Here is a 26,052-nt window from a genome sequence, read left to right as displayed (position 1 = left end):
ATACACTTCCCTAAATAAATTTATATATTGGTATGTATTTATCATCCTTTAATACATACATTTCTTCTCTCTTTATATCTACAAATGCATCTGAAGCTATTTCAGGAATATTCTTTTTAATATACTCTGCAACTAAATCTGGAGATAAGTGCTCTCTGCTTCCTGAAGAAACAACAATATTTAATACTAACTCATCATTGTTTATCCAGTATTTCATTTCCTTAATCATAGTTTTCAAATTAACTTCTTTTTCACCTTTTTTACTCTTCTTAATAGTAGTCCAAGTATCCTCAGCATTTAAATTTTTCATTTTTTCTTCTACAATATTTGAATCTTTACATAGCATCTTTATTGTAAATCTCGCTGCATCAACTAATGCCATACTTTGAGGAATCTTCTTTTCCCCTTCTTTATTAACTACTTTTCTAGCTTCTAAAAATTTAATTCCAGATGCTGTTTTTTCATTTAATCTATTTATAATTTCTTCTTCAGATAATTCTTCTACTAATACTATATCCATATATTCTGCTGAAGAATAAACTCCAACAGATAGGGGTTGCGCTATTGATAATGCCATATGTGGATTAAATCCCTTTGAATATTCCATTGGAAGATCTGCTCTTCTTATTACTCTTTGTATTGTTCTCATTAAATCTAAGTGAGAAATAAATTTAATACTAGATTCTTTAGTAAATTTAATTACGTAACGCACCTTCAAAACACTTCCCTTCTTTAAAGTTAACATTTATTCCACAACCTGTGCATCCTTTTCTACAGTTTTGTGTAAGTTCTGCTTTCTTAGCTTTTTCATTTTCAACTTCTAGATATTTTCTATTAACTCCAATATCTATAAAGTCCCATGGAAGTATTTCATCATAACTTCTATCTCTATATACATAGAAATCTTCATCTATATTACATTCCTTCATAGCTTCCATCCATAGCTCATAATTGAAGTACTCTGACCAACCATCAAATCTTGCACCCTTTTCAAATGCTTTTATTAATAGCTCACAAGTTCTTCTATCTCCTCTAGCAAATACAGCTTCCATAAATGAAGTTTTTTGCTCATGATAATTGTAGTTAATAGCTCTAGTCTTTATAGCACCCTTAACTGCATCTATCTTCTTCCATACCTCTTCTGGTCTAGCCATAGGTGCCCATTGGAATGGAGTAAATGGCTTTGGTACAAGTATTGATGTGCTTACTGTAATCTTTAATCCCTTTGCTCTCTTTTCCTTTGGAATTCCATAATAAACAGCCGCCATCTTTTCTGCAAGCTCACCAATTCCAGCTGCATCTTCTATTTCTTCATAAGGAAGACCTAAGATAAAGTATAGTTTAATAGTACTCCAACCTGACTCAAAAGCACTTTTAGTAGCTTCTAATATTCTCTCTTCAGTTAATCCCTTATTTATAATATCTCTCATTCTTTGAGATCCAGCTTCAGGAGCAAAAGTTAATCCAGTCTTTCTAACCTTTTGGATTTCCTTTATTAAATCTACTGAAAAGGCATCAACTCTTATTGATGGTAGAGCTACACCTACATTCTTGCCACCATGTTCTAATATTAAACTACTAACAAGGTTTTGAATATCTGAGTAATCACATATACTAAGTGATGCTAAAGAAACCTCTTGGTATCCTGTTGCATCTATCATTTTTCTTGCTTGATCTAATAATGTATTAGTAGTTTTTTCTCTTACTGGTCTATAAATCATACCAGCTTGACAGAATCTACATCCATTAGTACATCCTCTTGATGTTTCTAAAACTACTCTATCATGAACTATTTCAGAGTAAGGTACTATCATATCTAAAGGAAAATCTACCTTATCAAAGTTATTTATAATTCTCTTTTTAACTTTTGCAGGAACATCATCATACTTTGGCTTAAATTCCTTTATAGTTCCATCTTCGTTGTAAGTTACATCATATAAAGAAGGTACATAAACACCTTCTATTTTAGCTATTTCTCTTAAAAATTCTTTTTTCTTTCCTTGTCCTTTATATTTTCTATATACATCTAGGACATCATTCATGATTTCTTCACCTTCACCAATTTCAAAGAAATCAACTATATCATATAATGGTTCTGGATTATATGCACAAGGACCTCCAGCCATAATTATTGGTTCATCTTCTCCTCTTTCTGAGGCTCTGTATGTAATACCAGCCATATCTAGCATATTTAATATATTTGTATAACTCATTTCATATTGAAGGGTAAATCCTAATATATCAAACTCTGTAAGAGGATCTTTTGTTTCTAAGCTCATTAATGGAATTCCATTTTCTCTAAGCTGAGCTTCCATATCTGGCCAAGGTGCAAATACCCTTTCACAATATGTATCTTTTCTTTCATTTATAGTATGATAAAGTATTCTTGTTCCTAAATGAGACATTCCAACTTCATAAACGTCTGGGAAACAAAAAGCAAATCTTATGTCAACTTCCTTTGGATTTTTTACTACTTGATTTAACTCTCCACCAACATATCTTGATGGTTTTTCAACCTTATATAAAATATGGTCAGTTAATTTTTTCATACATCTTCCTCCTATAACGGAATTTAAATAGGCGCTGTCACCAACAGCTCAAAATCAAAAATGGAGAATGTAGAACTATTTATTTAATTTTACATTCTTCATTATTCATTTTACCTTGTGCGACAGCACCTATATCTTTATCTTTACTATTCTAGCATATATAAATCTAAAGGTAAATCTATTACTAAGATTTATATAGCTTATTATTCAACCCACTTTTAGTAACATTAGGATTTTGCTTTACATATTCCTCTAAAGTCATATTACCATAACTTTTTAATGCATCAATTAGTTCATCTTCATTTAATATATAAATAAGCTTCATATCATCATCTAAAATATAAAAAGTATTAAACTTATTTCTATCCACCAAAGCTAATACATTAACAAGTCCTTGCTTGTAATAAACTGATATAGTCTTATTTTCTATATAATTATTTTTCAAAATCTTATTTCTTTTTTTAACTATGTTTCCCATAGTTATATACATTGAAGTATGAACTTCCATTCTAGTAATATAAATTATAATTGCAGCACCAATGAAAATACTGAAATTAATACTATGTAGAAATATATAATTGAAAATTCCTATACTAATAAATAACCCTGCTACAATATAACTAATTATGCTTATTATTTTTTGGACTTTTTTAAATAAAATTCTTTTAGTCAAAAGAATTTCCAATATCCTAGATCCATCTAATGGATAAGCAGGTAGTAGGTTAAATACAGCTAAGCCTATGTTTAAATTAATACTTGTATCAATAAAATTATTATTATATCTAAAATTTAAAATATAAAGAATTATTGCAGCTATAATATTAAATAGTGCTCCTGAAAAATACACTATAACTTTTTCCTTTTCTTTAAGGGAATTAATATCTCCAAGTTCTGCATTCATTCCAAAAATATGAAAGTTTATATTATAAAATTTACATCCATATATATGAGCTATAAAAATATGCATTAGTTCATGTAAAATTACCCATACAAAAGCAATTCCAAACATACTGTTATAACTACTTATTAATAATATTAGTATTATTTCTGCTAATATTTTTTTTACGTCTTTTTTCATTTATATCTCCCTATTAATTGCTACAACACTATATAATCACCTTCTATTTCATAAATATTTCTTTTATAACTTTAAGTCACTTTTTAACTCATTATATTTTTCTTCAACAATATTAAGGACCCATTTATAATTTATCCCCACAGACTCAGCCTTATCTAGAACCTTTGTATAATCATAAGTTCTATTAACTTCCGTCTTTATAGTACTATATATCATCTTAGCCTCTTCGTTAGGTAATACCTTTAAAGTAAATACTCCTAAAAACAATAAAAATGTAATTATAAGCCTTCCTATAAGCCTATCTATATATTTAAACTTCTTTTTCTCTTGTTTAGCCCCATAAGTTCCAGCTTTATAGCTATAATTACGTACATTAGAAGTATTAGGATATATATCATCTCTACTAGAAAATATCTTTTCCTTTTTATTATCCTTATCTTTTACCTTCCCTCTCATCTTCTTGTAATAATCACTATAAGCATCTCTATAGTAATTGACCATACACCTCTCTCCCTACCCTTTACATTATTAAAATTTTTTTCTCTATTAATCTATGCAGAGTTGGGATTAAGTATGATTCTAAAGGATTAGATATACATTATGCTATAGCTCCGTCGCATGCTCCAAGTCGCTCTGCGCATAATATATATCTAATCCTTCAATGAAAAAAAATAATAAGCATATGTGCTGTACTAATAATAATAAAAAAACTATTAAAGATTTAAACACTATAGCACATGCAACTGATATATTAATTCAAAAATTTCGTCCCTATAATGGAACAGAAGATAATATAAGTAAAAAAGAAATAATTAAGGCTATTAATGGATCCTTAGAGGAAATGAGCAAATTGCATTATATAAAATAAAGAGAAACTATTAGCTTTAAAAACTTTGTTAAGGAAGATGGATTTTTAATGGATTACCATAAAGAAGTTGAACTATATAGAGAAAAAATGAATGAGTTATTGTAGTTCAATAATGGGATATATAAAAATAAGTATAAAAAAAGCAAATATTCTTAATATGTATATCAATAACATTCAATTGTAAGTGAATATAAATTAGTTGTTTATTATATGCTAAATATAAATATGATTCTAAAGTATATAATCAATATAAATTCCACAGTATTTATTTAATAATGAAAAAATAGAAACTCAATCTAAACTGAGTTTCTATTTTTTTCTTCTTCTAAACATTCTCTATCATATACTTTAAAGAATGGATACCAAAAGAATAAAACGGAATGATATTTTAATTCATTTAGTTTTAGTTATAGGTATCAATGAATTTGATAGAAATATCTTTAGACATTTATGGGAGACCTTAATTACCTTATTTTCAAATAGTGAATGAATCTACTAAATGTACAACCTTAAAGAAGTTTAATAGTCCTATTTTATCAAATATCAATAATAGATTCTCAATAATAAAAATTATATGATAATAACGAGCTGTCACTAAATAACTTTTTCTTTCTTTATAAATCTTGTCATATATGAAATAATTGTTCCCCCGGTAAGCATTGCAAAAATTGATCCAACTCCAAATACCCCACCTAATAACATTCCAACTATACAAAATATAATATCTATAACTGTTTTACAAATTTTATATCTTATATTATACTTCTCTTCTATATAATATAAAACTCCATCAAGACCACTCATTCCAGTATCCACAGATATTAAAATAGAAAATCCTAAACAGATAGAAAGCTGTCCTATTAAGATAAACACAAAAGAGATTAGTAGATTATTTACACTTATTAAACTTCCAATTATACTCATATAAAAATCTACAAAGTACCCACAGATGAAAGCATATAAAAATGTTCCTATTCCTAAAGACTTTCTATTAACTATCAGCGCAAGAATAATAAAAATACCACTATATATAATACTAATTAAACCATAACTTAATTCGAAGTATTTATGAAGTCCTTCTAATAACAAGGTAATGGAATCCCCTCCTAAACCTGATTTTAGAAATAAACTTCCTCCTAAGCCCACAAAATTTATAGCTATTATACTAATTATTACTTTTTTTAACGTCTCCATACTCTCCTCCTTTTTACTCACCCTTAAATTATCTAAGAAATTAGAGCTTACTACAAATATACTTTTGCACCTTTAAGTGAAAATATTAAGTTGAGCACAGAAGGTAAAGTTCCTCATAATAGAATTATAAGTTAGATTAAAGGAGGTTATTATTTATGAATTTACCAAACAAATTTCCAAAAGATTTTTTATGGGGTGGCGCAGTAGCTGCCTGTCAATGCGAGGGTGCATATGATGTCGACGGAAGAGGATTATCTACCTCAGATATCCATGAATATAATAAACATCTTAATAGAGCATGTATTGAAAAAGAAGGTGGCGGCAAATTAGAGGATATTAAAAGAAAGATGGCAGATACTGAAGGTTACTATCCAAAAAGATATGGAATAGATTTCTATCATACTTTCAAAAGTGACTTAGCACTAATGAAAGAACTTGGATTAAAAGCTTTTAGAACAAGTATCTCATGGTCTAGAATATTTCCAAAAGGTGATGAATTAACTCCAAACGAAAAAGGATTAAAATTCTATGATGAACTTATTGATGAAATAATTAAAAATGATATGGAACCTATAATCACTATGTCTCATTACGATATTCCTCTTCATTTAGTTACTGAATACGGTGGATTTGGTAATAAGAAAATGATTGAATTCTTCGTAAGATACGGTGAAGTTCTTCTAAATCGTTTCAAAGGTAAGGTTAAATACTGGATTGTTTGTAATCAAGTTAACTTACTTCCAACTGTTCAATTTGGTTCTCTTGGAATTTATGATGATCAAGCAGAAAATATGGAAGAGTTAATGTACCAAGCAGTACATAATCAATTTGTTGCTGGAGCTAAAATAGTAGAACTAGCAAGAAAAATAGATCCAAATGCTCAAATGGGAACAATGGTTGCGGACGGTACTCTATACCCTGCTTCTTGTAAACCAAATGATGTTGTTTTAGCAATGAAGAAAAACCGTATGCAATATTACTTTACAGATGTACAATTAAGAGGAGAATACCCAATCTTCGCTTTAAGATACTTTAACGAAAATAACATAGATCTAAAAATTGAAGAAGGCGACTTAGATTTATTAAAAAATAACACAATGGATTACTTAGCTATATCTTATTACTCTAGTTCAATTGTGGATTCTACAAAAGATACTATGGCACCTTTTAAAAATTCACTTAATCCAAATCTTGAACCTACACCTTGGGAATGGCGTATGGATCCATTAGGATTCTATAATAGTCTTTCTCAATATTGGGATAGATATCAAAAGCCATTAATGATTGCTGAAAATGGATTTGGTGCATTAGATGTTGTTGAAGAAGATGGCAGTATCCATGACCCTTATCGTATCGATTTCTTAAAGAAGCATATTGAACAACTTAAAGAATGCATAATGGATGGAGTAGATATAATTGCTTACCTTTCATGGGGCCCTATTGATATAGTTAGCTCTTCTAGTGCAGAAATGTCAAAAAGATACGGATATATATATGTAGATATAGATGACCTTGGTAAAGGTACTAGAAAAAGATCTAAGAAAGACTCATTCTACTGGTACAAACAAGTAATAGACTCCAATGGTGAAATACTATAAAATCCAGTTCAAATTTATTATAAAAAAATGCGAATAAAACCGCAAAGATAAATGGACGGCTCATAAGACAAATGGCTGCAAAAAGAAGTTCTAATTTTCGCCATATGCTTACTTTACCGTCCATTTATCTTTTCTAGTAATTCAGCATTTAAAATATTTTAGGAACTTATACTAATTTTTATTGAAATTCAGCTCGTCTGAATTTCTTCATTTAGTAGACCTACATCTATAAGATTAAATTGTTCAAGGAGTTTTTAACATATTGCTAGCAATGGAGGCCGAGCATAATATGTTAAAAACTCCTGTATAATTTAAAACAATTTTTCTAGAAGTAAATTTTCTTTCTTCTCATTCCAACATTCATAACTAAGCCTATAGACATAACTGTAGTTAATAATGAACTTCCTCCATAACTTAGAAGTGGAAGAGTTATTCCTGTTATAGGCATAAGACCTATAGTCATACCGATATTTTGTAACAATGCAAATAGGAAATATGATGCTAAGCCTATACATATTATTGTTCCAAAAGTATCTTTTGATGTTCTTCCTATTGCAATCATTTTAGAAATTAATAGTCCATATAATAGCAGTAAGAATCCAGCTCCTACAAATCCAAATTGCTCTGCAATACTTGCAAATATAAAGTCTGTTTGAACTTCTGGAACATATTGTGGAGCATAACCCACTGAGGTCTCCTTAGTTATTGAATTTCCTTGTATTCCTAATATTCCACCATTTCCTATGCTTATAAGAGATTGTCTTAGCTGATATCCTGCTTGAGAGGTATCAGATTCAGGATTTAAGAAAGATGTTATTCTTTTCTTTTGATAATCTTGAATTAATCCAGAATTCCAAACTATTATAACTGCTATAAGTAATGATAGTAATCCCCCTCCAATTACTCTTATATCTAATCCTGCAATAAAGAATATTCCTACAACTATAAAGAATAAAACCATAGTCATACCCATATCAGGTTGAATTACTATAAATACAGCTGGAACTATTGCATAAAAAGCCATCTTAAAGAAATTCTTAAGTTCATTTATAGTCCCATCCATTTCTTCTAAAACTTTACCTAGCATCATTATTGTTGCTATTTTAGCTAATTCCGCTGGTTGAAAGGATAGTGGACCAAGTCTTATCCACCCTCTTGCACCATTTATATCAGTACCAATAAACATTGTTACTATTAATAACGCAATAGATCCCCAGTAAAAAAGAGGCGTATAAGATTTTAGTAATGTATAATCAATTGCTACTACAAAATATAATGCTACTAAGCATACTACAAACCAAACTGCCTGTCTCTTTAAAAATAGGGTCCCATATTCAACGTTACTTGCATAGTATATATTTACTATTCCAAATATCATTAATGATATCATAGAAAGTAGCATTACCTTGTCTATTTCTTTTAACTGCTTTAAATCTATCTTAAAATTGGATAATGAAAACATATCCTAAACACTCACCTCCATTTTTGATCCTAGGTTTATTATATCCAAAAAACTTATGTTTCTCTATATTATCTTCTATGAATAAATAAAATTTAAGAAATAATTAATTATTCATATCCTAAGTTTTCCTTTCAACTTATATATAAATTGATTCAAATTATAAGTATATAAGTTGTAATAACGTTTTTACATTTTACTTAATTAGCTGAGATAAAAAATATTTCAGTTAAGTAAATACATAATCAACTTATATAAAAATTAAAAGATTGCAGCTTTCATTTAATGCAATTTACGCTTTAAAATTATTTTTCACTCAAATTAATATAGGCACTTAAAATGTAGATTATTTATTGAAACATATATATTAATATTACTTTTATCTAAAGAAAAACTCAGCCTAAGCTGAGCCCCTTATTAATTTCTGTAATTTAAAACAAATTACTCCCTTAATTCTTAATTAATTTTTGATATTTTTAATAGGAATATTAGCTACAAGAGCAGGGTTGTTCCCGTCTACATTTTCACTCTTGCTTACTGTTAATTCAACATCATCAATATCTATTTCTATATATTTAGATAATACCTCTAATATCTCTACTCTTATTTTATCAAGGGTTTCATGAGGTAAATCCCCTCTATCATGTATTAATATTAGTTTTAATCTATCTTTAGCAACATCTTTAGGTGTTTGTCTATTCGAAAATTTCTTAAAAAAATCCACCTCTCTCTCCCCCTTTACTAACGTTTAAATAATTTTTTTAATGATGCGAAGAATCCTTCTCCACCAGTTTTTAAATCCATTAGTGGCACTTCTTCTCCAGTTAATCTTCTAGCTATATTTCTAAAAGCTTGACCAGATACAGACTTTTCATCTAATACTATAGGCTCTCCCTTATTAGTAGATACTGTGATATTCTTATCATCAGGAACTACTCCAAGTAACTCTATTGATAAAGTTTCTATAATATCAGAAATATCTAACATATCTCCTCTTTGAGTCATTTCATAGTTTAACCTGTTTATAATAACAGAATGATCATCTAAGCCTTTAGCATCTAACTTACCAATAACTCTATCAGCATCCCTAACAGAAGTAATTTCTGGATTTACTACAACTACAGCCTTATCTGCTCCTACTACTGAATTTTCAAATCCTTGCTCAATTCCAGCAGGACAATCAATAAGTATGTAATCAAAATCCTCTTTAAGCTGATTTACTATTTTAAGCATATCTTGAGGTCTTATATCATCTTTATCTTTAGTTTGAGCTGTTGGTAATAGACAAAGATTTTGATATCTTTTATCCTTTATTAATGCTTGTTTTAATCTACATCTGTTTTCAATAACATCTGATAATGTATAAACTATTCTATTTTCAAGTCCCATTAAGACATCTAAATTTCTAAGACCAGTATCTCCATCTACTACTACTACTTTTTTATTTAAAGCAGCTAATGCAGTTCCAATGTTTGCAGTAGTTGTTGTCTTTCCAACTCCACCTTTACCTGATGTAATTACTATAGAAATTCCCATTTTATTATCCCTCCAACACTTATATATACATGTTTCAATAAATAAATCACATCAGCGTATTTCTATAAGATTCTAATAAAAAACTGATAGGTAAAATAATCTAATTGAAAGCATATATATTATTTAATTTTTTATTTAAGTTGATAAAATACTTATCTGATATAAATATGATTAATTTAAAGTATAACTTCATAAAACATATAATCTGGTTAAACTTATATATATTTCTTTGGCAAATAAGGTTCTACCACTATATTGTTATCTTTTACTTTAGCAAGCTCTGGATAAGAAGGCTTAACACCATCTTCTGGAGCTATAGTTACAATATCTGCAATTTGTAATATTTCCGGTTGAAGGTTAAAAGCTGAAATTATAGCTTTTTTATTTCCTCCCATACCAGCATGGACTTGACCTTTAATAGTTCCTAGAACCACTATATTCCCGCCTGCATATACTTCAGCACCATGATTAATATCTCCTACAATAACAATATTTCCATAATACCTTACAAGTTGTCCACCTCTTATAGTTTTCTTTATAAATTTAGTTTTTCCTTCATATATCCCATTAAAAATTTTATTTTCTTTTTTTTCCTTAGCTCCAGTTTTCTTTATAGGTTCAAAAACACATTCTTTAATTTGAATCTTATTAAATAAAGTTTCTTTTAACTGTGCTACTTCTTCTTCTTTTAATAAATCTAAGTTCGTTTCTATTTTAATAGATGATCCCTTGTAAAAACCTTTACCCACAGATAACTTTTTAACTAATGCTTCTAGCATATCATCAAAGTTATTAAATCCATCCATATCTATAAAGGCGTTTATTCCGTCACTATTACCTCTAATTTGAATACTATGTACTTTCATTGGCCACCCTCCACCAACTTAAACGTTACTTTTTAAAATTTTTGTCACATATCTATAATTATACAATTAATTTATATATATTAACAACAGTATTTTTTAACAAACTCCCATAAATACCTAATTCCATAATATTTTTCATAACATTATTACAATTATCTTCAAGTATTAAAGATAATATTACAATAATCCTCTAAAAACATCTTATAACCTTTCTTAAATTTTGCAGCTATCAATTTTATCTAAACCTCATTAAAATAAAGAAACTCAGCAAAAGCTGAGTCCCAAATCTTAAATTATAATTTTGAAGAAATTATCTCCATAATTGTGAATTCTTAATTGCCAGTAGTGTCTATCTTTATGCTATCGTCTTTATTATCCTTAAGAGGTGAGTCTTGAACATACTTTCTAAAGGATTCTGATTTTGATGCATATGATGGATCTAACTTTAATAACTCCTCTTTAAAGAAGGCTTCATAAATCGCTTTATGAATAGTTGCACCTTCACTACCTCTACTACCATCGTAGATAGTTGAGAATATAGCTATCTTAGGATCATCTAATGGTGCAAAACTGATATAGTTACCATAAGCCGCTCTACCTTGAATACGATAGTTCTCATCTGTACTAAAGTCGGCAGTACCAGTTTTACCTGCAACCTTTATAGGGAAGTTTGCAAAACTATTATATGCAGTACCATTACTTGGACTAGTATTAACTCTATACATACCATCCTTTACAGCTTGTAAATATTGCTCTGGTATATCTAATTCATCTACAAGCTCAGGCTTATATTCCTTTATTACTTCTCCTGTTGGAGTTGTAACCTTATCTACAACACTTACCTTATACCTTTTACCACCACTAGCTAAAGTAGCTACATAGTTTGCCATTTGGACAGGTGTAGCAAGATTCATACCTTGCCCTATGGCACTAGATATAATTTGACCTGGTGTCTTAATTTGAACTGCTTGGTTATTTATTATATAGAAAGCTATAGCATCTGCTATTACTCCTGCTTCCTCATTAATATCTACGCTTCTATTTTTAGATGTTTCAACTACTGCACTCTTAAATTGAGGTGAAATATCCATAACTTTTTTAATATATGGCACTAAACTTTCAGCAAACTTAGTATTATCTGTTATTTCTTCATCAGTTCCTACCTTTTCTAAAGCTGCTTTCATTTCATTTTTTAATGCAGTCTTTGCTTCCTTTAAGTCGTCTGGATCACTTTCATTATCTTCTATATCAAAAGGCACAAATAAAAAACTATGATAGACACCCTTTTGTAATGCCTCTACTATATCATACATAGGATTTCTTATAGATTGTGCTTTCCATGATTCAAAGTTATATACTTGCCCAAAATCTTCTTGTATTTGAATACCTGTTGATAAGCTCTTTTCATTTTGATCTTCATGTGACATACCAAGACCAAACTTCCATGCATAATGAGCTAAAGTGTCTAAAGCTTCAATGTTACCACCATTAACAGATCCACCATTTTTTTTATATAGTCTATATCCTAGTTCATAAAAATAGTAGTTTGATGAAACTTCTAAAGCCTTTCTTAAGTCTGTAGCACCATTTGCTCTACCTTCAAAGTTTTTTAATATCATTCCTGGTAATTCATCTGTGCTCCAAGTTCCGTTATTATCCATCATAACTTCACCTTCAGTTACTACCCCTTCCATTAATCCAGCTATTGCTGTAATTGGTTTAAATGTAGATCCAGGAGGTAGCAATCCTTGCGTTGCATAGTTAAAAAACTTCTTAGGGTAAGTATCAAACACATCTACTCTTTTCCCCGTATCTTCATCTATAGGGAATAAATAATCTATTCCTCCAGTAGCTCCAGTCCTTTTTATAAATTCTTTGGCATAAGCATCTATATCAGGATCAAAATATTCCTGTGATAATTCATCAGTAAGTTTTCCTGGAATTGAAAAGACATTAGGATCATAATCTGGATAACTTGCCATAGCTATTACCCTACCTGTATTTACTTCTATAGCTACTACAGCACCTCTAGTTGCATTAGGAGCTATACTACTTCTTACTCTTTCTAGCGTATCCTTCAAAGCTTGCTCAGCTGCATATTGAACATTCTTATCTATAGTTAAGTGAACATTATTCCCTGGGTAAGAATCTAATCTAAATAATTCTTCTGTAACTCTACCTTTAGAGTTTACCTTAACTGTAGTTCCACCTTTAACACCCTTTAACTCATTTTCAAAGGCTGATTCTATACCAGCAACACCAATTAAATCTGAAGAAGCATCATAGCCTCTTAATTCATAATTAGTTTCTTTAGAAGAATCTATTGAAGATAGATACCCTAAAGTACTAGATGCTAAAGTATTGTAAGGATAATATCTAATTGGTTCTATACTAACATCTATACCTGGCAAATCATTTAACTTTTGATAAACTATAAATGCAGTATCTTGTTTAATATTTTCAGCAATAGTAACTGCTCTATATCCTTTAAAGCTTTGCATTTTTATAGCATCTTTTACAACCATATATTGTCTTACTTCTTTAAGTGAATATTTAGTTAAAAGTTCATCAAGAATTTCCTTACCAGGCATCTCATCATATTTATCATTATAAGCCTCAAGCCTAGCATTATAAGCCTTATTGGTTTCTCCTTCTTCTTGAACTGGAACTGGATTTACAAGTTCTTGAAGGTTATATATCTTAACAAGTTTATAGAAAGTTTCCTCTGGTGAAATTTTAAGTAGTTCTTTATCTACTAAAGCTATTTCATCATCAGTAAAGTCTGTTTCCTTCCCTTCAAACTCATCCTTCTCTATTTCCTCATTAAGACCTCTATCTCTTTTAAACCTTACTTCAACTATTTTCTTAGTATCAGCATCATCAGTTTTAAAATCAAAATAGAACTTGCCACTACTATCTAACTTTAACAATAAATCATCTTGAAATTCTTCACCATTTTCAGATAAAATCTTAAAAACATTACTCATAGTCTCATAAAAATTTTCATTTTCATCATTAGGCTTAGTATATGTTAAGTTATATGTTTGTATATTAGTAGCTAATATATTACCTTCACTATCATATATCTTACCTCTAGGTGCATCTTCAGATATAAGTCTTGTAGAACTAATATCAGCTCTTTCCTTATAATCTGCATGCTTATATATTTGGAGGTAAACTAATCTTGAAAGTATAGTAGTAAAAAGTACTACCATTATAATATTTAAAACAAAAAACCTAGAAATCTTCTTCTTTTTTTTGGGTTTATTTACTATCATTTAAACCTCCATGACTTCTTTTTATAATTATTATCATAAAGTCTTAAAACAAAATTGTACCCTAGAAACATAACAACAGCATTATAGATTGATGAATAAATACCTATTGTTCCATTAACAGTTTTATCAGATAACTTTAATATTAAAGCTATAGCAAAAACTTTTAATAATGATAAGAACACTGTAGATACAACAGGTATTAATTTCTTTTCTCTATATATGTTTTCACCTATAATTGCTGCAAGTAGGCATAAAAGCATATTAATAAAAGAGTTTACTCCAAAACCATTATAAAAAAATATATCTTGTAGTAACCCTGAAGTTACCCCTATAATAACAGCTTCTTTTCTTCCATAAATAATTGAATAAGCTATTGCAAATGTGAAAATCAAAGTTGGATAAGCACCTTTTATAGAGAAGAAAGGCATAAGAGAGTTATCTAATATTAGAAGTAATAACGAAATTAAAACTAAAATCCACTTCTTCATAAACTACCCTCTAATTCTCATATTTTACTTCCCTAGTTTCTGTAGGGATAATAACAAATAAATCCTCAAGATTACTAAAATCAACATACGGCTTTACTATTGCAGTCTTCATAACTCTAATATCATCTGTTTCTACTGACACTACTTCACCAATTCTGACTTCCTTAGGATAAATCTGTCCAAGCCCTGAAGTTAATATAACATCTCCTTCTTTTATAGCAGAATTAACAGGTAAGTTTGTAACCTTAGTTAACCCATCATTGCTACGAGTTACATATCCTTCTAATATACCTGTAGTTTCTCTAGTGCTATTTACCATAACAGCAACAGCTATATTTTCACTTAATAAGCTTTCAACTATAGCCCAATTAGTTCCTGTACTGGTAACCTGTCCCACAAGCCCCTTATCAGCAACTACTACCATGCCCTTTTTAAGCCCATGATTTTCACCCTTATTTATAACATATCCTTGAGTATAGCTTTCTCCACTATATCCTATAATTTCACACCCAATATATTCATAACTACTTTTAGAATCTGTAAAATTAAGCACTTCTCTTAATCTATCATTTTCTTCCTTAAGCTTATCGTACTCTAATAACTTATTTTTAAGTTCAATATTTTCCTTTGTTAACTCTTTATTTTCATCTTTTACTTCTGAGAAATTAAGAAAAAAGTCTAAAGTCTCCTTTACCTTATCACTAATAGAATAAACAACATTTTGCAATGGATTTATCGTACTGCCTACACCACTTGAAATAGCACCTTTACTTTCACTATTAACCGTGTAAATAATTATGCCTAAAAAGGCAACTGACAGTACTATTACAGTTACTGCCAGTTTGTTTTTAAAAAGCTTCATTATTGGCCTCTTTGAGTTCTACTCAATTCATCAAAATTATCTAAGGCTTTTCCTGCTCCTAAAACAACGCAATCAAGTGGTGACTCTGCGATGTGGACAGGCATATTTGTTTCATAGTTAATTAGTGAATCTAATCCTCTAAGTAAAGCTCCTCCACCAGCTAACATTATTCCTTTTTCCATTATATCTGCTGCTAATTCAGGTGGTGTCTTTTCTAAAGTTGTCTTAATTGATTCTATAATAGCATAAACAGGTTCCTTTAATGCTTCTCTAATCTGATCTTCTGAAACTGTAACAGTCTTTGGAAGACCAGTTATCATATCTCTTCCCTTTATGTCCATTTCTCTTACTTCATCATCTACTTTATAAGCTGAACCTAATTCCATCTTTACTTGCTCTGCTGTTCTTTCACCTATCATTAAGTTAAATTCTTTCTTTATATAAGCGATAATTGCTTGGTCTAATTCGTCCCCAGCAACTCTTAATGATTTGCTTGTAACTATTCCCCCTAAAGAAATTATAGCTACTTCTGTAGTTCCTCCACCGATATCAACTATCATGCTACCAGTAGGCTCTCCTACAGGAAGTCCAGCTCCAATAGCTGCAGCCATTGGCTCTTCCATTAAAACTACATCTCTAGCTCCAGCAAACTTTGCTGCTTCTTCTATAGCCCTTCTTTCAACTTCTGTTACACCTGATGGATAACATACTATTATTCTTGGGCTAGTAAAAGCACTTTTGCTAGATACCTTTTCTATTAATTTCTTAAGCATTGTTTGCGCTATATCAAAATCTGCTATAACACCATCTTTTAATGGTCTAATAGCAACTATATTTCCTGGAGTTCTTCCTATCATTAATTTAGCTTCAGCACCTACTGCTAAAGGTTTTCTAGTTGTACTATTTATTGCCACAACTGAAGGTTCACTTAAAACTACACCTTTACCTTTTACAAAAACAAGCGTATTTGCTGTTCCTAAATCTATTCCCATATCCTTATTACTACTGAAAAATCCCATTTGAATTCCCCTTTCGTTTATATTATTCCTTTTTCTTTCAAACTTACATACTGATTTTTTCCAATTATTAAATGATCTAATAGATCAATTCCTATTATCCTACCACATTCTTTTAACCTAATAGTTATATCAATGTCTTCCTTGCTTGGGGTTGGATCCCCTGAAGGGTGATTATGACAAACTATTATGCTAGAACTACTTCTTTTAAGAGCTTCTTTAAAAATCTCCCTTGGATGAACTATTGAAGTATTTAAACTTCCAACAAAGACATCCTTTAGTCCTATTATGTTATTCTTAGTGTCTAGCATTACTAGTCGTAGAACCTCTTGCTTTAAAAACACCATATCCTTCATTAAAATTCGAGCTATATCATTCGGAGAAGAAATCTTATCTCTTTCCTTAAGTAAAGCTACTTTACTTATTCTCCTAACTAGTTCTCCTACAGCTAAAATCTGACTAGCTTTTTTATTTTTAATGCCTTTTATTTTTGTTATTTCTTCAATTCCAGCATCTAATAAACCTTCTAGTCCATTTAATTCAGATATTATTCTATTGCTCAAAGTGATTATATTTTCCTCTTTAGTCCCTGTCCTTAAAATAATTGCAAGAAGTTCTGCATTATTTAAAGATTCAGGCCCACTTATTAAGAGCTTTTCTACAGGCCTTTCCTCTTCTGGCATATCTATAACTTTAACATTACTCATTTTACACCTCAAAATTGTAATTTATTATAAATATTGCCAAATTACCTATTCCTTAATCTTTTTAAGCATTTTATTTAAAAGGTTCAATGGTAATCCTACTACATTATAGTAGCATCCATTTATACCCTCAACAAACACTCCACCGAATCCTTGAATTCCATAAGCTCCAGCTTTATCTAGTGGCTCTCCAGTTTTTATGTAATCTCTTATTTCCTCATCTGATAAATTAGATATTCTAACTTCAGTATAAAGAGAAGCTTCCTCTACCTTATTATTGTACATATTTATAAGTACTATACCTGAATATACTCTATGAGTTTTACCACTTAGATTTTTTAACATATTATAGGCATCTTCTTCATTTTTAGGTTTTCCTAAAATCTTATCTTCTAGTACAACTATTGTATCTCCTGCAATTATTATTGCATCTTCCTTAAGACATTCTTTAGTGCTTAAAGCTTTTCCTTTAGCTAAACTTATTACATATTCTTCAACATTTCCATTAAAAACAACAGAGTCCTCATCAAAATCACTTACTAATATTTCAAAGTCATCTACTATCCTATGTAATAATTCTTGTCTTCTTAAAGATCCAGAAGCTAATACATATTTCAAATTTATCACTTCCTAATTTGTGCATATTTTTAGTCTTTACAAAAGGTTCAACTAAAACACAAAAATAAAGACAAAGATATTTGTTCCTATCTTATATCTAATATAGTTTATCATTATATAAGCTTTGAAACAAGTAACTTTGCCCCTCTTTGTTTAATTTTTATTTAATTGTAATACTTTTGTTATTATTTCCCATAACCTGCATTTTACTTTTTTATTTTACTTTTTCATTTTACTCAATATTGAATAAATATACTCCAATTCTGAAGCTATATCTTCCCTATTAATATTTTCTTTTAATCCGTCTATATGCCCTTTATATTCCTTTAAAGTTTCTATATTTTCACCTTCTGATAACTCTGGTAGTTTTTTTGCCCAAGCTTTAAAATCATTAGTATTAACTTCTTTAACCTCATCTTCTTTAGTGGTAGTTAATATTTCTAAATAACCTTCAGTTATTACAAAAATTTGCCCTTCAACTTCATTGTTTTTGTCTAAAGGTAAATTTACTTTAATCGCTTCAACACCACTACCTTTTAATGCATCTATAACTGTATTACTATCAGATTCTTTTGTTATTCCAGCTATCACCCTAAACTTACCATCTGAATCTTTAGTTATAAAAGAATCATAATCTGATGGGATGCTTGTTAAAATTTGTTTTGCATTTTCTTCCTTAGAGAAATAACCACATTGAATAAGTGCATAATTCTCAATTTCTTCTTCTTTACTAATATCATTTTCTTCTAAAGCAATATTACCATCTGTTGCTTTTAAATTATTTAAGTTAGGAATAATTTTAAGTAAAAGCCACGCAGAAATTAATCCTATTGCTACAGCTGATAGAGTAGTTATTATTAAAGAAGTAAAAAGTTTTGCTCCATGATTCTTCCTTTTGTAATTATACTTTGTGTACTTCATTCTACCATCCCCCTCTTTCTATACTTATATATATTCCCAATAATAGTGTTATATTCATTATGTAAAATAAAAATAAAAAAATAAGGACTGTAGTACAAACAGTCCCCTTTAAAAAATGTTAAGGTAATTTCAAAGGAATTAATAAAAATAATTTTTGGTTGAAACTCAGAGAGCTGGGCTTCAACCAAAACTCATCATTATTCATTCTTTATCGTGCTTTAGCCTCTTGCTTTCTAATATTTAAATCTTGCTATGTTCTTCTTCATATCTTCTGCTAAATTTCTCATAGTAAGTACTGCATTATTAAATTCTGAAATAGTTGCAGTTTGTTCTTCAACAGAAGCTGCAACCTCTTCTGTTGATGCTGCATACTCTTCTGATAACGCTGAAAGATTTTGCATTATTTCTGTTAATCCATCTTTTTCTGTTTCCATGTCCTTTGATGAATCATTTAATTTATCTAATCCCTCTATAGATTTCTCTACACTATCAGAAATTCCATTGAATTTATTTTCTGTTTCTTTTACTATTTTATCTTCATTTATCATAGCTTTTTCCATCAATTCAATTCTACTAACAGCATTCTTTGTTCTTTCTGTCAAATCTATAATAACTTTTCCTATTTCTTCAGTAAATTTATTTGATTCTTCTGCTAATTTTCTAATTTCTTCTGCTACTACTGCAAATCCTTTTCCGTCTTCACCTGCTCTAGCTGCTTCAATTGCTGCATTTAATGCTAAAAGATTAGTTTGCTCAGCTATTGCCTTTATCATCTTACTAGCATTCCCTATTTCAAAAGCTTTAGAATTAGTATTGTTAATAACATCGGAAATTTCCTTAGTGATTAAGTTTGCATTTTCTCTTTCCTCCGCAACCTTAGCCATTAAATCTAGACCTTCTTTCTTTAGAACATCAACTTCCTCCATAACAATAGTTAACTTATCTAATAAATCTTTGTTTTCTTCAAAACAATTTCCAAGCTTATCTACTTTTACTGTTCCGATTTCAATATCCTTAGCTTGTCTTGTCGCTCCTTCTGCTATTTGAACTACTACATTTGCAATTTCATCAGCTGTAGTATTTACTTGCTCAATATTACTAGTTAACTCCTTAGAATAGTTTGTTACATTTTGAGATAAGTTAGTAGCTTCTTTCATAAAGCTTCTTATATTGTTAACTACTATTTGAATAGACTTACCAACTTCACCTATTTCATCATTATTTCTAATAATGTCTTCAGGAACATCCTTACTTACATCTAAGTTTTGTAAATTAACTGTGAATTCTACTGTTTTCTTTAAAGGCTTAGCTATTTTATCTCCTACATAATAAGCAATACCTAAAACAAATAAAATAAATACTACTCCTAAAAGCAAGAAAATTCTAACTATTCTGCTAAGAGCAGAGTCTATAGAAGCTATAATATCATCTGTTGGAACCCCTACGAATAATGCTCCTATTATTTCCCCTTTTGAATTCTTTAAAGGTTCATAACAAGCTTCATAACCTCTACCATTGATTTGAGTTTCTCCATTATAGGTTTTACCTTGATTTAAATTTTCATATGAATCAGCTGATTTATCTAGTGATGTGGCAACTTGTCTATTTCCACTAGAATCTTTAACCGATGTAGCTACCCTTATAAACTCACTTCCACTTTTCTTAAAAATAGTCGCTTCACCATTAAGTTCATTACCAATCTTATCAATTAGCTTATTGTCATTTTCTATAGATTTACCCTCAGAATCTACTAAAACTCCATTTACTAAATTCACATTACCATATTCGTATTCCATAAAAGATCCAAATGCATTTAAGTCGCTATAAACTTTAGTATCAAAGTTCTGGTGTGCAATCTCAATCATGTGTTTTTTAGCCTGACTATATCCACAAAAAGCTAAAGCTACAACAATTATTGACATTAAAATTGATAAAACTAAAATTAGTTTTGTTTTTATACTTTTCATATTAACACCCCTTTATTACATATCGACTTTTATTTGCAAATATTGATAGTATTTTGATATTTTTCCATAGATTTTAAGATTAATCTTTATTTTGCTTATAGAAAAAGCAAAAAGACCTTATATCAAAATTGTAGTAAATTTTGATATAAGGTCTTAAGCAATATAACTAATATAACTTGTTAATTTATTTTAATTCTTTTAATACTTCTAATAAGTACTCCCAAACATTCTTAACTGATGTTATACTCATATGCTCCTCCGGAGTATGAACATCATAAAGATTAGGTCCAAAGCTTATCATATCTAATTTTCCTAATCTTTCATTGAATAATCCACATTCAACTCCAGCATGAATAGCAACTATTTTAGCCTCTTTTCCGTACATTCTCTTATATACCTCTTGGCATATTCCTCTAACTTTTGACTCGCTATCGTATTGCCATTCTGGATATCCTGCTGTAGTTTCAAATTCTGCACCTAATAAATCTGCTATAGTCTTACTTCTAAGTACTATTTCATCTTTTAAAGATGCTACTGAACTTCTAATTGCACTATCATACTCTACAGTATCGCCATTAGTAATTACTACTCCTAAGTTAGTTGAGCTTTCAACTAACCCTGCTATTTCAACGCTATTAGTATTAATACTATTTGGTATTAAATAAAGTAAGTTTACTGCTTTTTCAGTATCTACTCTTGTAAATACTTTTTCAACTTTTTCTGTATTTTCTAATATTGATACCTTAACTCCTGGATCTTGAGTTTTTAATTCATTTAATAAAACTTCATTCCATGAATTAATTATTTCTTTAGCTTTTTCTAAATCAGCTGATTTTAAAGCTATGATTGCATCAGCTTCTCTAGGAATAGCATTATTCTTTGATCCACCATGAACTTGTGCTAACTTATAATCTAATTCTAATAAGGATTTAAGAATTCTACCCATAATCTTATTAGAGTTTCCTCTTTCCTTATTTATTTCCATTCCAGAGTGACCACCTTTTAGTCCTCTTACAGCAATATGTAAGAAATTGTTATATTCATTAACATCTTCTAAATTTACCTTTAATAAATGCTTACTTCTTACTCCACCAGCACAGCTTACTAATAAATGTCCTTCTTCTTCATTGTCTATATTTAAAAGAATCTTACCAGTAATATTTTCTTTAGAAACAGCCATAGCTCCTGACATACCAGTTTCTTCATCTGTAGTAATTAAAACCTCTAATGGTGGATGAGGAATGTCTGTAGAATCTAATACTGCTAATGAATAAGCAACTGCAATTCCGTTATCAGCCCCTAAAGTAGTATCTGTAGCATAAACCATGTCATCTACAACTCTTAATTTTAGTGGATCTTTTTCAAAATCATGGTCTGTTCCCTTATTTTTTTCACAAACCATATCCATGTGTCCTTGAAGGATAACTGTAGGTGAATTTTCATAACCTTTAGTTCCTGGTTTTTTTATAATTACATTTAATGCTTCATCCTGAACAACTTCTAAATTTAATTTCTTTGCAACGCTAACCAAGTAATCACTTATAGCCTTCTCATTTCCTGATCCTCTTGGTATTTGAGAAATTTCTTCGAAATATTGAAAAACCTTCTTAGGCTCTAAACTTTGTAAAATATTCATAATATTATCTCCTTCCCTTTCTAATATATGTTAGAATTATATTATAAAATAAGTATATCATAGTATATATAATACTTAAATTTTATTTTTTTATTATACTTGTTCTGAAAATTCCTAAAATTTTAATATTTGAGGTGATATTATGCAAAAAACTAAAATGATCTTTACCATTGGTCCAGCCAGTGATAAAGAAGAGATCCTTAGAAAATTCATTAAAATAGGTATGAGTGCAGCAAGATTAAACTTTTCTCATGGTACTCATGAAACGCATAAAGAAAAAATAGATCTAATAAAAAAAGTAAGAGAAGATTTAAACTCCCCTACTGCAATAATATTAGATATAAAAGGTCCTAAGATTAGAACCCATAACTTTGTGAATGATGGAGTTGAACTTTTAGAAGGTCAAGATTTCTCTTTCATATGTGATGATGAAATACTTGGTAATAACGAAAAATGTTCAGTATCATATAAGGATTTATATCATGACGTTAAAGTTGGCGGAGAAATTTTAGTAGACGATGGCCTTTTAAGATTTAAAATCAAAGAAGTAAATGGTAAGGAAATTAAATGTGTAGTTACTGTAGGTGGAGTAATTAAAAATCATAAGGGTGTTAATGTCCCTAATGTTAGAATTAATCTTCCTTCAATAACTGAAAAAGATAAAGAGGACTTAATCTTTGGCTGTGAAAATAAAATTGATTTTGTTGCTGCTTCTTTCATAAGAAAAGCTTCTGACATCCAAGATGTAAGAGATGTTTTAAAAGCTCATGGTGGAGATTATATTCAAATAATAGCTAAGATAGAAAACCAAGAAGGCGTTGATAATATAGATGAAATAATTGAAGTATCTGACGGAATAATGGTTGCTAGAGGTGATATGGGAGTTGAGATTCCTATAGAAAAAGTTCCTATAATTCAAAAGAAAATCATAAAAAAATGTAATGAAGCAGGTAAAATAGTAATAACTGCAACTCAAATGCTTGATTCTATGATAAGGAATTCTCTTCCAACAAGAGCAGAAGCTTGTGATATATGTAATGCTATCTTCGATGGAACTGATGCTATTATGCTAAGCGGAGAAAGTGCTAGTGGTAACTATCCTATAGAAGCTGCTGAAACTATGTCAAGAATAGCAATAGAAACTGAAGAAAATCTTGATTATAATTACTTAAATAGAAGACTTAAGGAACCTTCACTTACTTCTTTCTCAGAAACTATTAGTTACTCAGCTTGTAGAAGTTCAAACCTTCTAGATACTAAAGCTATAGTTGCTGCAACTAGTAGTGGTGCAACAGCAAAACTTATTTCAAAATATAGACCTAAATGTCCAATAATTGCAATTACTCCTCATGAAGAAGTAAGACGAGGATTAAATCTAAACTTTGGAATATTCCCACTTAAATGTGAAATGTTCACCACAACTGATGAAATACTAATAGAAGCTAAAAAAGTAGTAACTAAATTATCCTTTGCTGAAAAAGGAGACGATATAATAGTTGCAGCAGGTATGCCAAATGCAGTAACTGGTGGAACTAATATGCTTAAGATTGAAAAGTTATAAAATGCTAAGCATTTTTTATAATGAAAGAATGAAGAAATGAAAAAATTAAAGAATTAAGAAATTATTATATAAAGCCCTTGCAGATTTTGTAAGAATATCTTTTGTAAAAAATGAGGCTTTGCAGTGCAAAACCTCATTTTTCATTTTTTCATTGTGCCATAGCACTTTCATTATTTCATTATTTAAAGAAGTCTTTAAATAAATCTCCTAAAGAAACTCCCTCGTCAGTATCATTGTATTTTAAGTATTCCTTAGACTTTTCTTCTGCATCCTTTATAGTTAAAGAAACCCTTTTATTTTCATTGTTAACATCTAAAACCTTAACCTTAACTTTTTGTCCTATAGTTAATACATCTGAAGGTTTAGCTATATTTTCTTCAGTTATTTCATTAATATGAACTAATCCTTCAACGCCTGGATATAATTCAACAAAAGCACCAAAGTTTAAGAACTTAACTACTTTTCCTTCTATTACAGCTCCAATTTTTAATTTATCTATGTTCATAGTCCAAGGATCTTCATCTATATTCTTTAGGATTAAAGATACTCTTTCATTCTTAGCATCTACTTCTCCTACAAATACTTCTACTTTATCTCCTTCTTTAACTACATCTTCTGCTTTATTTACTCTTCCCCAAGATAAATCAGTTAAATGAATAAGTCCTGTTATTCCTCCAATATCAACAATTGCTCCTGCTTTAATAAGCTTCTTAACAACTCCTGATCTCTTTTCACCAGACTTTATTGATTTCCATAATTCTTTTTTATTATTTTCAAAGATAGCATCTTCTAAAACTCTTCTTGAAGCAACTATTTTTCTTGCTTTAAAATCTAATTCAATTATTTTAACTTCTAATTCTTTTCCTATTAAATCAGATAAATTAATTCTTTCTCTAGATGCTAAAGATGCTGGAATAAATACTCTTATGCTACCATAATAAGCAACTAATCCACCCTTAACTTCTTCTTTTACATACACCTTTATAGTTTCATCATTATTAAAGGCCTTCTTTATATCTTCTCTTTCAGTAATTTCTAAAGCCCTATTTCTTGATAACTGAACATATCCTTCTCCATCATTAGGTGATAAAACATATACTTTAAGCTTATCCCCTTGATTTACTACTTCTCTTGGATCCTTATCTGTATTTGTTAACTCAGATTTTTCTATAACACCATCAAAGGCATAATTAATATTAACTGTAACTTCCTTATCGTTAACATCAATAACTTCTCCCTCAAGAATATCTCCAGCCTTAATTCTTTTAACATCAAAGTCCTTTAATAAAGCCCCCATGCTTTCCTCTACATTTTGATTTGTCATGTTCTTTCACTCCTTCAAAACAGTATATATGTTTCAATTAATTATTTATATCATTATGGTTATACAAAACTAAAAGTTAATAGAATTATTTAAGTAAAATAGCAAAATCGAAATCATATATATCATTTAATTTTTTATATAAGTTGCTAAAATAATGTCCTTACTTAAATATAATTAAGATGAAAGATAACTTAATTAAAGCTAAAATATTTATCACAACTTATATATACTAAATTAATTTTAGATTATTATGATATTGATTACAAGTTTTATAATAATTAACTTTTTTATTTTTTAATAATATTACCTATATATTTATTATTAGTCAAATTAATTATGATATAATAAATATTAACGAAGTGCTTTATTTCAACTAAAAGTTATTTTATAACTCTTTATCCAATAGAGTTAACCATTAAATAAGAGGTAATTAACGATATACTTATATTGAGTTATCTATTTAGTTAAATATTACTTATTTTTTTATAATTTGGACTTAAATGAAGTTTGTAAATTATATATTTTCTAT

The 26,052-nt window shown here is 29.3% G+C and carries 22 protein-coding genes; 3 read left to right on the top strand and 19 right to left on the bottom strand.

What is annotated here, in order from left to right; translation table 11 throughout:
• Positions 1-10: 10 nt before the first annotated feature.
• From GPX08_RS08045 to GPX08_RS08030, 4 genes are all read right to left on the bottom strand, one after another.
• Positions 11-712, bottom strand: a complete 702-nt coding sequence (locus GPX08_RS08045) for a DUF2344 domain-containing protein (RefSeq protein WP_156626317.1) — start codon at positions 710-712, stop codon at positions 11-13.
• Positions 696-2,549 carry a TIGR03960 family B12-binding radical SAM protein gene (locus GPX08_RS08040; RefSeq protein WP_156626293.1) on the bottom strand — a complete coding sequence of 618 codons (1,854 nt, stop codon included), beginning with the start codon at positions 2,547-2,549 and terminating at the stop codon, positions 696-698. The genes GPX08_RS08045 and GPX08_RS08040 overlap by 17 nt, the downstream gene beginning before the upstream one ends.
• Before the next feature lie 184 nt (positions 2,550-2,733).
• Positions 2,734-3,627, bottom strand: coding sequence for a peptidase M50 (locus GPX08_RS08035; protein ID WP_156626292.1), 894 nt, complete (start codon positions 3,625-3,627; stop codon positions 2,734-2,736).
• Positions 3,628-3,690: 63 nt separating this feature from the next.
• Complete coding sequence (locus GPX08_RS08030; protein WP_156626291.1) at positions 3,691-4,128, bottom strand: peptidase M23; 438 nt, start codon at positions 4,126-4,128, stop codon at positions 3,691-3,693.
• Positions 4,129-4,288: 160 nt separating this feature from the next.
• On the opposite strand from GPX08_RS08030, the gene GPX08_RS08025 reads away from it, so the two are divergent.
• A complete protein-coding gene (locus tag GPX08_RS08025; protein WP_156626290.1) occupies positions 4,289-4,495 on the top strand; it encodes a hypothetical protein in 207 nt (68 codons plus the stop codon).
• Between the two features lie 594 nt (positions 4,496-5,089).
• Here the strand turns inward: GPX08_RS08025 and GPX08_RS08020 are convergent.
• The gene (locus GPX08_RS08020; RefSeq protein WP_156626289.1) at positions 5,090-5,689 is read right to left on the bottom strand and encodes a hypothetical protein; all 600 of its coding nucleotides are present in this window, start codon (positions 5,687-5,689) and stop codon (positions 5,090-5,092) included.
• A 155-nt stretch (positions 5,690-5,844) separates the two neighbouring features.
• Between GPX08_RS08020 and GPX08_RS08015 the strand changes: the two genes are divergently transcribed.
• Complete coding sequence (locus GPX08_RS08015; RefSeq protein WP_156626288.1) at positions 5,845-7,287, top strand: family 1 glycosylhydrolase; 1,443 nt, start codon at positions 5,845-5,847, stop codon at positions 7,285-7,287.
• Positions 7,288-7,612: 325 nt separating this feature from the next.
• Here the strand turns inward: GPX08_RS08015 and rodA are convergent, their stop codons facing one another.
• The 13 genes from rodA to pepD form a co-directional block, all read right to left on the bottom strand.
• Positions 7,613-8,749, bottom strand: a complete 1,137-nt coding sequence (gene rodA, locus GPX08_RS08010; protein ID WP_156626287.1) for a rod shape-determining protein RodA — start codon at positions 8,747-8,749, stop codon at positions 7,613-7,615.
• Positions 8,750-9,206: 457 nt separating this feature from the next.
• On the bottom strand, positions 9,207-9,470 hold the full coding sequence (gene minE / locus GPX08_RS08005; protein ID WP_156626286.1) for a cell division topological specificity factor MinE: 264 nt from the start codon (positions 9,468-9,470) through the stop codon (positions 9,207-9,209).
• A 17-nt stretch (positions 9,471-9,487) separates the two neighbouring features.
• Complete coding sequence (gene minD, locus GPX08_RS08000; RefSeq protein WP_136005956.1) at positions 9,488-10,282, bottom strand: septum site-determining protein MinD; 795 nt, start codon at positions 10,280-10,282, stop codon at positions 9,488-9,490.
• 215 nt (positions 10,283-10,497) lie between these two features.
• Positions 10,498-11,148 (bottom strand): septum site-determining protein MinC, encoded by a 651-nt coding sequence (gene minC / locus GPX08_RS07995; protein WP_156626285.1) that lies wholly within the window; start codon positions 11,146-11,148, stop codon positions 10,498-10,500.
• A gap of 332 nt (positions 11,149-11,480) precedes the next feature.
• Positions 11,481-14,426 (bottom strand): penicillin-binding protein, encoded by a 2,946-nt coding sequence (locus GPX08_RS07990; RefSeq protein ID WP_156626284.1) that lies wholly within the window; start codon positions 14,424-14,426, stop codon positions 11,481-11,483.
• Positions 14,423-14,914, bottom strand: coding sequence for a rod shape-determining protein MreD (gene mreD, locus GPX08_RS07985; protein ID WP_156626283.1), 492 nt, complete (start codon positions 14,912-14,914; stop codon positions 14,423-14,425). The genes GPX08_RS07990 and mreD overlap by 4 nt, the downstream gene beginning before the upstream one ends.
• Positions 14,915-14,924: 10 nt before the next feature.
• A complete protein-coding gene (gene mreC, locus GPX08_RS07980) occupies positions 14,925-15,776 on the bottom strand; it encodes a rod shape-determining protein MreC (RefSeq protein ID WP_156626282.1) in 852 nt (283 codons plus the stop codon).
• Entirely contained in the window at positions 15,776-16,795 is a 1,020-nt protein-coding gene (locus tag GPX08_RS07975; RefSeq protein WP_156626281.1) for an MreB/Mrl family cell shape determining protein, read from the bottom strand. Before GPX08_RS07975 ends, mreC begins: the two co-directional genes overlap by 1 nt.
• Before the next feature lie 17 nt (positions 16,796-16,812).
• Positions 16,813-17,499 (bottom strand): DNA repair protein RadC, encoded by a 687-nt coding sequence (radC, locus tag GPX08_RS07970; RefSeq protein ID WP_156626280.1) that lies wholly within the window; start codon positions 17,497-17,499, stop codon positions 16,813-16,815.
• 45 nt (positions 17,500-17,544) lie between these two features.
• Positions 17,545-18,114, bottom strand: coding sequence for a Maf-like protein (locus GPX08_RS07965; protein WP_156626279.1), 570 nt, complete (start codon positions 18,112-18,114; stop codon positions 17,545-17,547).
• A 219-nt stretch (positions 18,115-18,333) separates the two neighbouring features.
• Complete coding sequence (locus GPX08_RS07960; protein ID WP_156626278.1) at positions 18,334-19,035, bottom strand: SPOR domain-containing protein; 702 nt, start codon at positions 19,033-19,035, stop codon at positions 18,334-18,336.
• Positions 19,036-19,268: 233 nt separating this feature from the next.
• Complete coding sequence (locus tag GPX08_RS07955) at positions 19,269-21,002, bottom strand: hypothetical protein (protein ID WP_156626277.1); 1,734 nt, start codon at positions 21,000-21,002, stop codon at positions 19,269-19,271.
• 184 nt (positions 21,003-21,186) lie between these two features.
• Complete coding sequence (gene pepD / locus GPX08_RS07950; RefSeq protein WP_156626276.1) at positions 21,187-22,638, bottom strand: beta-Ala-His dipeptidase; 1,452 nt, start codon at positions 22,636-22,638, stop codon at positions 21,187-21,189.
• 142 nt (positions 22,639-22,780) lie between these two features.
• Here pepD and pyk point away from each other — a divergent pair, with 142 nt between their 5' ends.
• Positions 22,781-24,199 carry a pyruvate kinase gene (pyk, locus tag GPX08_RS07945; RefSeq protein ID WP_156626275.1) on the top strand — a complete coding sequence of 473 codons (1,419 nt, stop codon included), beginning with the start codon at positions 22,781-22,783 and terminating at the stop codon, positions 24,197-24,199.
• Positions 24,200-24,377: 178 nt separating this feature from the next.
• Here the strand turns inward: pyk and rpsA are convergent, their stop codons facing one another.
• Positions 24,378-25,523, bottom strand: a complete 1,146-nt coding sequence (gene rpsA / locus GPX08_RS07940; RefSeq protein ID WP_156626274.1) for a 30S ribosomal protein S1 — start codon at positions 25,521-25,523, stop codon at positions 24,378-24,380.
• Positions 25,524-26,052: the final 529 nt, after the last annotated feature.

Origin of the sequence: Clostridium tertium (genome assembly GCF_902652255.1) — a bacterium.
Taxonomy (GTDB): domain Bacteria; phylum Bacillota; class Clostridia; order Clostridiales; family Clostridiaceae; genus Clostridium; species Clostridium tertium_A.
The sequence above is the reverse complement of the archived record's forward strand: the minus strand, read 5'-3'. Positions and strand labels throughout refer to the sequence as shown.